The 13,338-nt window shown below is 39.3% G+C and carries 14 protein-coding genes; 7 read left to right on the forward strand and 7 right to left on the reverse strand.

Translation table 11 applies throughout. The features are described 5' to 3' along the window. The first annotated feature begins 12 nt into the window (after positions 1–12). Positions 13–1,131, forward strand: a complete 1,119-nt coding sequence (locus tag GQF01_RS25115; protein ID WP_161409570.1) for an MGDG synthase family glycosyltransferase — start codon at positions 13–15, stop codon at positions 1,129–1,131. Positions 1,132–1,151: 20 nt separating this feature from the next. Continuing rightward, the gene (locus tag GQF01_RS25120; RefSeq protein WP_161409571.1) at positions 1,152–1,325 is read left to right on the forward strand and encodes a hypothetical protein; all 174 of its coding nucleotides are present in this window, start codon (positions 1,152–1,154) and stop codon (positions 1,323–1,325) included. A 270-nt stretch (positions 1,326–1,595) separates the two neighbouring features. On the opposite strand, the gene GQF01_RS25125 is transcribed toward GQF01_RS25120, so the two are convergent. Both GQF01_RS25125 and GQF01_RS25130 read right to left on the reverse strand, forming a co-directional pair. Then, positions 1,596–2,264: a DUF2642 domain-containing protein gene (locus GQF01_RS25125; RefSeq protein ID WP_161409573.1), complete on the reverse strand. Its 669-nt coding sequence runs from the start codon at positions 2,262–2,264 to the stop codon at positions 1,596–1,598. 35 nt (positions 2,265–2,299) lie between these two features. Beyond that, entirely contained in the window at positions 2,300–3,640 is a 1,341-nt protein-coding gene (locus GQF01_RS25130) for an ArsB/NhaD family transporter (protein WP_161409575.1), read from the reverse strand. Positions 3,641–4,005: 365 nt separating this feature from the next. Between GQF01_RS25130 and GQF01_RS25135 the strand changes: the two genes are divergently transcribed. Next, positions 4,006–5,073, forward strand: a complete 1,068-nt coding sequence (locus GQF01_RS25135) for a YheC/YheD family protein (RefSeq protein ID WP_161409577.1) — start codon at positions 4,006–4,008, stop codon at positions 5,071–5,073. Here GQF01_RS25135 and GQF01_RS25140 read toward each other — a convergent pair. The 3 genes from GQF01_RS25140 to GQF01_RS25150 form a co-directional block, all read right to left on the reverse strand. Continuing rightward, the gene (locus GQF01_RS25140) at positions 5,070–6,437 is read right to left on the reverse strand and encodes a HAMP domain-containing sensor histidine kinase (RefSeq protein ID WP_161409579.1); all 1,368 of its coding nucleotides are present in this window, start codon (positions 6,435–6,437) and stop codon (positions 5,070–5,072) included. The genes GQF01_RS25135 and GQF01_RS25140 overlap by 4 nt on opposite strands. Before the next feature lie 5 nt (positions 6,438–6,442). Beyond that, on the reverse strand, positions 6,443–7,141 hold the full coding sequence (locus GQF01_RS25145) for a response regulator transcription factor (protein WP_161409581.1): 699 nt from the start codon (positions 7,139–7,141) through the stop codon (positions 6,443–6,445). A 156-nt stretch (positions 7,142–7,297) separates the two neighbouring features. Further along, positions 7,298–7,807: a C40 family peptidase gene (locus GQF01_RS25150; protein ID WP_161409939.1), complete on the reverse strand. Its 510-nt coding sequence runs from the start codon at positions 7,805–7,807 to the stop codon at positions 7,298–7,300. Positions 7,808–8,079: 272 nt separating this feature from the next. Between GQF01_RS25150 and GQF01_RS25155 the strand changes: the two genes are divergently transcribed. After that, a complete protein-coding gene (locus tag GQF01_RS25155; protein ID WP_161409583.1) occupies positions 8,080–8,685 on the forward strand; it encodes a DedA family protein in 606 nt (201 codons plus the stop codon). A gap of 58 nt (positions 8,686–8,743) precedes the next feature. Here the strand turns inward: GQF01_RS25155 and GQF01_RS25160 are convergent, their stop codons facing one another. Next, positions 8,744–9,508: a YheC/YheD family protein gene (locus tag GQF01_RS25160; protein ID WP_161409586.1), complete on the reverse strand. Its 765-nt coding sequence runs from the start codon at positions 9,506–9,508 to the stop codon at positions 8,744–8,746. A gap of 43 nt (positions 9,509–9,551) precedes the next feature. Beyond that, the gene (locus GQF01_RS25165; protein ID WP_161409588.1) at positions 9,552–9,725 is read right to left on the reverse strand and encodes a hypothetical protein; all 174 of its coding nucleotides are present in this window, start codon (positions 9,723–9,725) and stop codon (positions 9,552–9,554) included. Between the two features lie 130 nt (positions 9,726–9,855). Here GQF01_RS25165 and GQF01_RS25170 point away from each other — a divergent pair, with 130 nt between their 5' ends. The 3 genes from GQF01_RS25170 (at position 9,856) to GQF01_RS25180 (ending at position 13,215) form a co-directional block, all read left to right on the forward strand. Beyond that, positions 9,856–10,509 carry a phosphatase PAP2 family protein gene (locus GQF01_RS25170; RefSeq protein WP_161409590.1) on the forward strand — a complete coding sequence of 218 codons (654 nt, stop codon included), beginning with the start codon at positions 9,856–9,858 and terminating at the stop codon, positions 10,507–10,509. Between the two features lie 1,028 nt (positions 10,510–11,537). Continuing rightward, a complete protein-coding gene (locus GQF01_RS36405; protein WP_235960240.1) occupies positions 11,538–12,503 on the forward strand; it encodes a hypothetical protein in 966 nt (321 codons plus the stop codon). A gap of 232 nt (positions 12,504–12,735) precedes the next feature. Next, positions 12,736–13,215 (forward strand): hypothetical protein, encoded by a 480-nt coding sequence (locus GQF01_RS25180; RefSeq protein WP_161409591.1) that lies wholly within the window; start codon positions 12,736–12,738, stop codon positions 13,213–13,215. Positions 13,216–13,338 lie beyond the last annotated feature (123 nt).

The following is a 13,338-nucleotide window of genomic DNA, read 5'->3' on the forward strand; positions in this document are numbered from 1 at the left end:
GGTAGGTATGTAATGCCTTTTAATCCTCGTGTATTAATACTTACGGCTAGTTACGGGAATGGACATCTCCAGGCTTCTAAAGCACTGCTGCAGCAATTCAATCAGCAAGGTGTGGAGAATGTGAAAGTTGTTAATCTAATGAAGGAAGGTCATCCATGGATTCATTCAATTACATCTACATTGGTTAGTAAGAGTACAAAAGTTTCGCGGCTAGGAATTGATTATTATGGCTGGAGTTATTATTTGACACGCGAAACCAAGGATACGGCTTTATTTCAAAAGTCGATGACCTATCTTGGTCAAAAGAAATTGAAAGAGATTATTCACCAAGAGCGTCCAGATGTAGTCGTTAATACATTCCCATTCGGTTCTTCCCCTATCGTTTGTAGTTCAATGGGGATTAAGAATTATACGGTACTTACTGATTATGCTTTACATGCTAGTTGGCTTCACCCGAAAGTCGATCGATATTATGTGGCAACGGAAGATTTAAAGGAGCAAATCGTGGGCAAAGGAATTAGTAAGGATCGTGTAGAGGTCAGTGGCATTCCACTCAGACAAGAGTTTATAAATGAAAGTAATCATGCTCCCAATCAGATGGAAAAATCCATTCTTATCATGGCTACGGATAGCGGTGTGACTAGCTATATAGAAGAAATGATAAACACGCTGCTTACGTTAGATAACTGTAGATTGGTCGTTGTTTGCGGTCATAATGAGAAGTTAATATATCGGCTGGAAATGGAGTTTGCAGCTAATGAAGGGATAACCATCCTTGGGTTTGTTGATAATCTTCATGAGTGGATGTCTCAAGCTAGCTGTATAGTGACGAAAGCTGGTGGATTAACCTTGACGGAGGCCATAGCACTGAGAGTGCCTGTTTTTGTTTATAAGCCCAATCGTGGTCAAGAGAAAGAAAATGCCTTATATTTATCACGCCGCGGAATAGCTACTATCTCAAATAAAATGGAAGAATTTGTATCGAGCCTTCAGACTATCATTCATCATCCCAAAAAATACGAAGAAATAAGGGAACGCATGGAAGGACTGCACCGAAGTCATGCAGCATCTCATATCGTAAATGATATGATGCATATTTGGAATGGTCAATTCATGTTAGCATCAATTTAGAATTGGGAGGTATGATCCAGATGAAAGAGATTCTTGATAATTTTTTAGAAGAGATACATGAGTTAGAGGGGAAAATAGTTCATCTAATTCATCGATCAAACTTAACCGTAGAGGAGAAACAATTCATTTTGGATCATATCCTAATCATCCCTGGAAAAAAGGAAGATCAAGATGAATGTAAAGCTATTTCATGATTGACACCAAAATAAACCTCCTTCGGTTGTAGAAGGAATTCTCAAAAATAAAGACCTCCTTCAGCTTTATAGCTGAAGGAGGTCTTGTTATTTGAGAATTGTTATTGCTTAATAAAATCACTTTTTTTTGCAATTAGTTAGACACCCGAACATTTATACATCGTGCACATAAAATGTGGAGTGCATACTTGCATTAATTAACCCTTTTCGATCGGCCTTCAGTCTTGAAGGTCGTTTTTTTGTTTATTTGTATGATGGTTCCTTTAACAGTCATGGCGTATATACCGTTTTCAAATGATGTAGATTCCATAATACATTATCTCCAGAGGCATTTATTAATTGTATGAAATCATTATCTGCTTTCTGAAGCAAGCCTATTTTATTCGTGTTATCTCCAAGATCAAAAACAACTAATTTTCCTTCAAGCTTTTTACACTGTTCTTCAAAAGTTCTTGATAAAGTAATATTGATAGTACTCATAGGAAGAAATTGGTTATTAAGTGAAAAGGGAGTAAGGTTTGATTGGTAAGGAATTAACCATTTTAAGTGGTTCATAGACACAAACATAGCTTTATAGACAGGAGAGTAGAAGACGAAATAATCATTCATAATACTGGTTAGATAGCCATGAATTGTTTTATTTCCAGTTACATAAATCTCTACAAACCGGCCTTTTGCGGTATTTAATATCTTTCGAAATGAAAGACTATCTACTTGATAATCGATCGGCGTTTCCACAATTGGAATGTCTGTCTCTCTACTAGTCTCTGACTTCAACTTTACATTCTGCACGTGGACTAAGGGGATATAATAGAATTGTTGTTCATTGACCATGACCATAATATCCAAGCCTAAATCGATTAACTTACCTGTACATATATTATTTCCTGAAATTTCAACGATCACTTGCTGACCAACAAAAGGTTGAAACGTACGCATACTTTTAACCTCCTGATAAGATAATTACCTCCGAATCAAAAAATCCAGGTTACCCAAAATGCTAGAATGACTAATGTGAACACGACCGTGATAGGTATTATATACCAAGTGGCTTTTAGATAATCGCCCCAAGTGATCTTCACTTTTCCTTTTTTGACAATATGCATCCACATGATGGAAGCTAGCGTTCCAATAGGTAGGAAGAGGGAACCTATGTCGCTGCCGATGATGCTTGCAAGATAGGAAACTTTAAGTGTGAGTGGATCAAGACCCATACTCGTTAAGGCAATGGTTCCGACCATCAAGGCAGGGTGATTGTTAAATATATCGGAAAGTACGGACACAGTCATCCCCATCATGAAACTAGCATTCAGCACACTTCCGAGAGCAATGGGTTGGAGGAAATGGATAAGCAATTGAGTTAATCCAATGTTATGCAAGCCATAGATAATTACATACATACTGAAGGCAAACACGATGATATACCACGGTGTTTTTTTTACCATATCTACAGGAGAGATCTTTAAACGATGCCAACGCCATCCTAGAAGGATGAGAGAACCGCTAATTGCGGCGAATGCAACCGGGATTCCCAAGTAAGAAGCGACGAATAAACCAACACGTACAGCAAACACAAAAATTAGGATATTACGCATGGTTTTACCGCGATTCTCTGATGAGTCAGTTGAAGTTTTAGGTTTTAAAGGGTGATCTCCCTTGGAAGCATTATAGTACCAGAATCCTGATATGTTGGTGGGAACGGTATGTGGCAAGATTTTGCGGTAGTGGAGATACAATAACGTCACCATGAGAAGAAGTCCCAAGGTAGCGGGAATGAACATCATCGCCGTGTGCATGTAAAGAGTCATGTTAACAATTTTTAATGCAATTAAATTTACGATATTACTTACCCCTATGGGGGCGCTAGAGGCGGTTGCAATTAAGGCACCGGATAAAAGATAGGGAATTTTTTGGTGATTTTTCAGACCCATATGATGCAATAACATCAGCAAGATCGGTGTGGTAATTAAGATACTTCCATCATTATTGACGAACAGAGTCATAAGGAAACAAAGAAGGTTTACGAGCCAGAAAAGACGTATGCCTGATCCTCTTGCCTTTTTTACTATTATTTCAGCTGCCCAATAAAAAAAACCAAAACTTTCTAGAACAATTGCCATGACAATGGTTGCCATGATTGTGATGGCTGCTCCGCCGATCGTTTCAGATATTTTACCCAAATCCGCTAAGGTAACACTTCCGCTAATGAGTACAAATATGGCACCAACTGTTGCCGGAATAGCTTCATTTACATTAGGACGAAAGAATATAAAAGTAATGGTGAATAAAAACGACATTATGGTGATCGGAATCATCAAGTCCTGAAGCATTTTTTATTCAACCTCTTTTCGATAGAGTAAATTAGTAGTTCTATTGTTTGTCTATAAATAGTGGGGGCCATTTGATAGTTATGAAGTCATAGTTGTTCTCCTCCCCTTGTATATGTCTCATAATTACATATGCATTATATGAATATATGACATAGAGGGGACTAGCCGATAACCCCTTTTCATAATTTTCCACTAGTAGCTTTATATATTTACCTATTTGTTATGTACATGGGAGGGCATAATTCCCGATTATGATAATATTCTCATCTGATTAATTGGGCAACAACCGTGTTGACTAATGGGTACACGACATACCGTATCTAAGTAGATATCAGAAATGGTGGTGGGCCATGAGTCATACAGTTGGTATTCTGTTGGATCGGAAGACTTTTATGGGAATATCTAAGGGGAAAACAGGAAATGAGAGGCTTTCCCTATATAATCGAGCAGGTAAACAGCACAATCTAATGCCTTTTTATACTTCGCTTCATCAGATTGGCAGTAGTTCAGCCCAAGGTTATGTCTATGCAAAAAATAGGTATAAGCTTATTCGGCGATCGATTCCAAAGGTTACACACAACCGAACCATAACTTTATCGCCAATTCTTAAACGTAAGCTCAAGCAATTATCGAAATCCAGCTTTGTTTTCAATAGGCAGAATCGATATGACAAATACGACATCTATAAACTGTTACATCAAAACACTCATTTGCGGGAGTACTTGCCTGTTTCACTGAAGTACTCAGAAAAAGAATTAAAATCAGCTATGGCAGCTTATCAATCTCTATTCATAAAACCTACTAATGATAGTATTGGAAATGGAATAATGAAGCTGAACAAGCATGTAAGCGGAAAATGGTTGTTGTTTTGGAAAAAAGGAAAGCCAACGCTGTTATCTGCGAAGAGAGCTATTTCTATTATCCAGAGGGTTGTTGGAAAGAGAACTTACATGATTCAAGAAGCAATTGCATTAGCAACATACAAAGGCAGACCTTATGATTTGCGTGTCTCTGTTCAACGCGGCATAACAGGAAGATGGCAGGTAACAGGAGTGGTGGGAAAAGTCGCTGGTGCTGGAAGACATGTAACGAATGTGGCTAAAGGTGGGAAGGTAAGACGAACAGAAGTACTGTTTAAAAACAATAGATTCGACTTTGAAACGATAATGAATAACATACGCAGTGCATCTATTAGTATCATGAATGATTTGAGTGAGAAGCTGCCTCATTTAGCCGATGTGGGATTAGATATCGGGATTGATCATCGTGGTCATATTAAATTAATTGAAGTAAATGGGCGAGACCAACGCTATTCATTTAAGAAAGCAAAGATGAGCGCTACATTCTACCGAACATATGAAACACCTCTACAGTATGCCAAATATTTATTACAGCAAGCCAAAACCTCCAAATCCTAAAACGGATTGGAGGTTTTACATATAGGTATCGTAACAATGACTTCTGTTCCATAATGGGGTGCGTTGGAAATTTGAATGGTCCCCTTATGTAGATTGACAATACATTTAGCTATTGCTAAACCTAATCCTGAACCGCCGGTTTGTCTGCTTCGTGATCGATCTACGCGATAGAATCGTTCGAAGACGAAAGGCAGCTCTTCTGTGGGAATGCCTATGCCATCATCAACAAAGCGAATACAATGATTTGAATCTGTTTTAGATAAGTAGATATAAGTGCGATGTTTCATGTATTTCATAGCATTATCCAAAATAATTAAGATGACTTGTTTCATTTGCAGCCGATCTGCTTCTATCATCATGTCGCTTCCGGAGGAAATGAGCATGAATTCTTTATTTGAGAGTGGCTGAAGAAGCTGAATGCTTTCCTTACACAGTGTTACTAGATCAAAAACACACAAAGTAAGCCTCTCTTCATGTTCCAGTTCAGCCAATTCAAGCAATTGATAAGTAATGTGTTTCATTCGTTTGCTTTCATCATGAACAGCGTTAAGAGCTTCCATATGAAGGTCTGTGTTTTCAAAGCCCCATCTACGAATGAGCGACGTATAGCCCTCAATAATCGTAAGTGAAGTCTTAAACTCATGAGAGGCATCCGATATAAACTGCCGCTGTTTCTTCATACTTATCTCAATCCGTTCCATCAAATGATTAAATGTTTCAGATAATTGATAGAGCTCATCCTTTGACTTTCGATTCAAAGGTAGTTTTTTAATCGCAAGACTCATTTCAATCTCTTTCATCGTCTGAATCATACGAGAAAGAGGTAAGAATAACAGTTTGGACAATAAGAAACTTGCAGATAGAGAGATCAGCATAGCAGCAAGTGTTACGATGCCTATGATACCGATCAAACGGTATAAGCTTTGGTCAAGTTCTATGGGCTCTGTAACGATTTCTAACGTTCCGATGATTTCTGTTCCTTGACGAATGGGTGTTCGAACGATCATAACAGTCTGATCATTAAGCTTTTGTGAATATGACTCTTGTGTATCTATGTGTTTTGGCGGAATAACGGCTAATTCGGAAGTGTTAGCTGCCTGATTGATCACTTTTGAAGAAAGATCAAGTGAGCGAATCATGGAGTAATCGGGAAGATACGTTCTTAACATTGGGTTGTTATCTTCTTGAAGTAATTCCAAAGGACTTATATGTGTGAGTATCTGGTTTGCTGTGAATTGAAGGATTTCCATTTCCTCCTCTTTTTCATACTGTGCATATAGATAATAAATAATGAAGGTAAGCGGTAATAGGATGCTAATTAACCAAAAGAAGGACAGCAGTGAAGCTTTTGTCTTAATTTTCATTTCAGTTAGACCTCCAAGAGGTACCCAACACCACGGATTGTTCGAATGTTCGGGTAAGGCGCAAGCAGCTTTTTCCGGACATATCGGATATATACATCCACCAAATTTGAATTCCCTACGAAATCGTAACCCCATACATCGTTCATGATTTGCTCCCGACTAAGGATCTCATTTTGATGTTCGATCAAATAGACCAGAAGTTCAAATTCTTTTGGTGTGAAGTCAATCTTTATACCATTTTGCAACACTTCTCTAGTTCGAAGATTCACGTTTGTTCCTTCTAGTGTATAGATCGTGGAGTCATGCTTATTAAGCTCGTCATGGGTTTCTTGAAGCTGACTTTGTCGGCGAATGCAGGCGCGAATTCGAGCAAGCAGCTCTTCCAAGTGAAATGGTTTCGTTACATAATCCTGGCCCCCAAAATCAAGTCCATTCACAATATCCGAGGGGGTGCCGCAGGCAGTTACTATAATAATAGGAGTTTCTGAATTCTGCTTGCGGAAAGATTTGATTAGTTCAAGACCGTTATATACAGGAAGCAATATATCGAGAAGAATGAGATCCCAGTTACCATGCAATGCTTTTTGTAACCCGTCTGAACCATCTAGAGCTAACTCTACAATATACCCGGCATGCGTGAGTTCTAATTGGAGCAGCCTTGCTATTTTCTCCTCATCTTCGATGACAAGTATTCGATTTGACATTAACACCACTCTTTTCAAGGTGTTTGTAAGTAATTGCCTTACATCTTATGTACCAAGAAAGCAAGATGTTCTGCCATAGGAAGAAGACCTCCATCAGTTGGGGAACTGAACGAGGTCTTCTGAACTTAGCTATATAGTTAACTAATCGAGTCAGACTTAGTGAATCACGCGACGGGCTGTTTTGTAATTTTTGCTCCACCAGCCAGAGTTCATATCTGAAATCGTAACACCAGGGCTGCCATAAGTGTGCAAAACCTTTCCATTGCCCATATAGATGCCAACATGATGGATTGGTGAGTAGAAAAAGACAAGATCACCCGGTTGAAGTTGATTCCTAGCAACAAAAGTTCCTGCTTGCGACTGCTGCTTTGACGAACGGGGAAGATTGATTCCATTCTTGCCATACACATATTGTGTAAAAGACGAGCAATCAAAGGAGCTAGTGCTGCCTTTTAGAGCACCGAATTTATACCGTACACCTATATATTGTTTACCAGTTGTAATGATACTATTTGCTTTCCCAGAAATGGATGTTGAAGCTGCTGTTGTAGAAACATTACTTGCAGCATGGGCAGATTGCGGCGCCATGATTAGGTTAGCAGATGCAAATAAGGATACACTAAGTGTGATGCCTAAAAGCGATTTGCTTAGGCGGTTCTTTTTCATGTTGTTCATGATTGGATATCCCCCTTCAGGATCGTGTTTTAGGTTTTCACCTGGGATAACCTTAACATATCTCGAATGTCCTATAGATTACCAAATATCAGGGAATACTAGTTCCAATAAGGCTTTAAGGGGAATAATTAGAAGATCATGAGAATCGGATGAGCAGAAATGCCTTGACAATCCAAGAGCAAAATAATTTCTTGTTTCTAATGATTCTCTCACGTTCCTCTCATATTCCTGTGATACGATCAATTCGAGGCAGGTGAAGTTAGATGAATCATCATTCAATGATCATGTTAATCACTCATTACGGTTATGTAGGTATATCAATAGCACTCTTCGTTGGAATTGTTGGCATCCCGTTACCGATCGAGATTATCCTGCTTGGTGCAGGCTATATAGCTGTTAAGACTAATTTGCATTTAGGTGGCATTATCAGTTTCGCCTGGCTAGGAGCTTGTGCTGGAATGACAGTTAATTATCTCCTAGGAAAAAGTATAGGGCTTAAGCGGATTAGCAAAGTAACCAGGTGGATTAAGCTTCCTGAAAGCAGATTAGAAATTTGGGCACAGCAGTTTAAGAAGCATGGGACCATCTTGCTGTTAGTAGGTTTTTATGTAGCTGGTCTTAGGCATGCTGCTCCGTTCATTGCAGGGGCAACAAAATTGCGGTTCACTAAATTTATAAGTATCTCGTATTTTGGTGCAATGGCCTGGATTTTAGTTATTGTTTTTCTAGGTCAAAAGCTTGGCAAAGCATGGGATCACATGATTATGCATCTTCATCATCCAATTTGGCTTATTGTCGCGGCTTGTGTAGTCGGTTTGGGTTTGTTAGGAGTGAAACTGATTGTACATCAACGTAGGTTTTCTTCTTAGAATAAAAAATACCTCTAAACCTCAATAATGAGGATTGGAGGTATTATACTTTGCGAAATTACTTGCGTTTTACACGTAAGAAACGACCGTTTGCTCGCGCGTAGCGTAGAACTTTATAGAACATCTTTTTGTTTTTTAATTGGTTGAAAATAAAAGGATCAGGCGCAGTGTTGACTTCTAGCACCCACGGTTTTAAATGTTTATCGATTCCAATATCAACACCAATTTCTTTAAATCCGGGGTAACTCTTCTGGTAGTGTGTAGCAATTCGATACCCTAAATGTCGTAAGCTTTGGATATAATCACTTTTCTTTTGACTTTTTAAATAGGAACCAAGCAATAATTCTAAAGGTAGAGGTTTACCACTATTATGAAAGTTCGTTACTATCTTACGGGGATGAGCAACTCGACCAATATAACCTGTTGCTTCCCAGGTGTTATGAGGATTTTTTTGAACCATAATACGCGTATCGAAGATTCGCTTCTGGTGCGTTAAGAGATGAATACCTTGTTGAACAAGATAGGATCTGTTCAACTTGGCTTTGCTTAGAGCAGCGAATAAGCCTTGAAACGTGCCAAATGATTTAGCCGTTTGACCAGCCTGATAACGGTATTTATCATTTTTCTCTACACGGATAACACCTTGTCCGAAAGAACCATGGATTGGCTTGATATAAACCATTTTATGTTTATTTAACATATGAAGAAGGTTCGTTTGACTGTAGACTCTTGTTTCCGGAACAAATTTGCGAAGTTCTTTGTTTAATAAGAGAACCTTTGTTTTGACCCATTTGCTGCCAACTGTTCGACATTTATTTACCATTCCAGCACCTCTTACTCGATAATTTTCAAAGAATAAATCTTTTCTAATTTTCTTGCTGTGGATCGCCAACTAAATTTTCTCGGCATAATCGACTGATAATAGTTACCTGATGCTTTGATGAAATTCCTTTGGCAATTTGGTAGATGCTGTGTTCAACAGAACCTCCGACAGGGGGAGACACGGCGATTTGTTCCGGTGCAATAATCAGAATAGGCATGATGAAGAGATTCACCTCATGTTTCGGGTATCTTTCGAGTTATCATATTCAAATTAAACTGAGGGACTTGGAGTAGAGTTTAGTAGAAAAATTAAATTTCTTTAATAGATAAGGGAGGATTTATTAATTAATGAATTTGAAGATGCAACTTACCTGGGCTTTTTTTATAAGCCTCTTGAGCGCAATTAGCTTTGGAGCCATAGCTCTCTTGGTAACCGATCATAAGGTGGTTCAATTCGACAGCGAGATCATTTCGTTTATTCAAGATTTAGAAACACCGTCTCTTACAAACATTATGAAACTATTTACCTTTGTAGGGGGAGGACTCCCAGTTGTCGTTGTTACGGTAATCATTTTGTTTTTTCTGTACAAGGTTTTGCATCACCGGAGTGAATTGATTTTATTTATAGGTGTCGTTGTTGGATCAGTGATTTTAAACGAAACTTTAAAACTTATCTTTAAACGTGCAAGACCTGTCTTACATCGCATCATTGAGGCAAACGGTTTTAGTTTTCCGAGTGGGCATTCTATGGCTGCTTTTAGCTTATACGGGGTTGTCGCTTTTTTGCTTTGGAGGCATATTTCAACTGCTCTTGGTCGTAGCATGTTAATTGTAATAAGTATCGTTATGATAATCATGATAGGAATCAGCAGAATTTATTTGGGCGTACATTATCCAAGTGATGTTCTTGGCGGTTTCCTAGCAAGTGGCAGTTGGTTAGCCATCTCTATTTGGTATTATCAGCGATATCAGGAAAGACGATATGAAGCAAAAGCTATCTAAACATCTGTACATATAGATGTGAAATATGAATAGAACCCTGAGGCCTGCCCTCAGGGTTCTATTTTTTACCATAAAACACTTATCATAACTGAAAAACCTGTCTAATCTAAATCATCGAAGAAGTTATGATGTTTATCTACTTGGAAATATGAGCTCATTCATATTCAGCAAGCCTGTCAATCTTAGCCGTACTTAATTGTTGATCTTGCAATATATGGTTATTTAACTCGTTGTAGTAGAGATCCGTAGGAGGTTTTAATAACATATACAAACCTATGCCCGAAAGAAAAAGTATGCAAACAATCAACATAAGAATACCTCCTATTCATCAGATTGATAGAGTTCGCACTTTCATGTGTATAGGTCTACCAGACATTTGACTTGTATGCACATTTATACATTAAGTATATGTCACATGGATTCTAATGATCTAGGGTAGTGCCCTTTTTCTTTTTCTTAGCTATTTCAATTCCTAAAATGTGCTTTATCACTAGAACAGGCTATTTCATAGGTCCATACACTAATACTGCAAACACCCACATAGATGAATGTTTCTGATATCAAAACGCCTATTCATATGAAGGGAGGGGTTAAATATTATTAAACAATCTAGAGTATTTATTCATCCTGGTTCGCGCCGTATGAAAATATTCCATAAACCTGGAAGTTCTGGCAATCGGATGTACACCGTAATAAACGAGCTGAAAGTCCTTCGCTCAGCCAAAAGCAACCAAGACGATAATTGCAACGGTTGCCAAGGTAAAGAACCATGCCAAAGCTCTAATCAAACGAAAAACAAAAAAAAATTACAACTCAGGAAATGGAAAAACCACAAAATTATTAAAGCCAAGAAACGAAGTCCAAGGAAATTAAGTGAAATTTGTGTTATTTGCTGTAATCGAACATGCAAATGTTCTAAGCACAAGAAAAAGAAGAAAAAACAAATATGCCACCGAAAACACAAGATACACAAACGTAAACATAAACACGTTATCGGTAAGCGTGGTGCCAATGGAAAAAGGGGAGGATTGGGACCAGGGGGACCAGCAGGAGCTGAAGGGCCAAAGGGACCGGGAGGGCCGATGGGACCGGGAGGGCCGATGGGACCGGGGGGACCGATGGGACCGGGGGGACCGATAGGACCGGGAGGACCGATGGGACCGGGAGGACCGAAGGGACCGGAAGGACCGGAAGGACCGAAGGGACCAGAAGGACCGAAGGGCCCGAAAGGACCGGAAGGACCGAAGGGACCGAAAGGACCAGAAGGACCGAAGGGACCGAAAGGACCAGAAGGACCGGAAGGACCGAGAGGCCCGGAAGGACCGAGAGGACCGGAAGGACCGAAAGGACCAGAAGGACCGAGAGGACCGGAAGGGCCACCAGGACCGCCAGGGCCACCAGGACCGCCGGGACCACCAGGACCACCGAGACCGCCAGGACCGCCAAAACCAGCTGGACCGCCTAAGCCGCCAGGGCCACCTAAACATGTCAGATCTTCTGGCAAAGGGCATTGCAATTGTAATAAGTGTTGTATAGGAAATTTTCTGAATCAACTGAAAGGTATAGTAGTGAAAGAATTGCACACATTAGACTATTCATATGGGAAATATTCTGATGTGAAAATCAATTCTGCCGAAAACCGTGTCTTAAACTTTGTTAGCAATGGGGTAGAGCATTTCGTGCCAGTCGATCTCATTGCAGGAATAGAATTTTTGGCAGGGAATTTTGATGAAAAATGGCTGCAAGGAAGTACAGGGGAGTCCGAGAAAAAAGATTCGGATAACTGCGAAGCTGCAGCTTTGACGAGCGTGTTCAGTCCATTAGTCAGTAAATCTAAGGTGGATTTCAACACTTTGGCCGAACAACTAAAAGATGTTCAGAATGCAGAAGTCATTGGACTTAACGATAGTATCGTCGTATTGTCCACACGAGATATCATATTTGCCGTTGCCTTAAGCTGTATTTCCGATGTGTCAAACATAAAGGATATCTAGTAGCTGGATCAATTGGTATCCCTTCCGGTTAATTGAAAAGAGACGTTTAATGAGTTATTTAGATGTCGTCTTGTAGACCGGAAGGGATTATCTATTTATTACCCTATACATAAGCCTCATAGAGATATAAGTGGAAATACTGTGAGACGGGTTATCCGCTTAGTACAAACCATTGTCCGGTACGTATATATAATAATGCAACAACCATTTTAATTGCTGGAGGGAAAATAACATGGCTTTTGATTATTTGACACTGGTGGGTAAACAAGTAAGATTGGATCGCGGAGGTCCTGAGTCTCGGCAAGGTCGGGTAGTTTCAGTAGGTTCTGATTATGTCGTTATTTATAATGAGAAGGATGGACTTGTCTACTACAACACTCAGCATTTAAAGAGTATGACACAAAATACAAAAGACATCTTGGACGTTTTGGAACCAACGGAGCCTCAACCAATCTTAAGAATAATGCAAGCAGATAACTTTGTTGGGTTGCTGGCTGGCATGAAAAATCTTTGGTGTCAGGTTAACCGTGGAGGACACGAAAGCGTTCAAGGTGTTGTATCCGAAACAACCCCTGAATATATTACCATGGTTGTGAATCATGAGCTGGTTACTATTTTTACATTTCATATTAAAAGCATATCTTATGGAGTCAAAAAGGAAAATCAGGATGAGAAAAAGGAACAAAAGCAGGATAATAACGAGAAAAAATAACTCTTCTACGAATGTTTATATTGGAGGAAGGGGGAGTTCATATGGTGATCAATCAATTCATTCTACGATGCACATCATATGAAATTCTCCCTTTCCCATTCATTGATCTCAAACATGAATCAA

This window comes from Paenibacillus silvestris, assembly GCF_009882985.1.
GTDB classification, from domain to species: Bacteria; Bacillota; Bacilli; order Paenibacillales; family NBRC-103111; genus Paenibacillus_E; species Paenibacillus_E silvestris.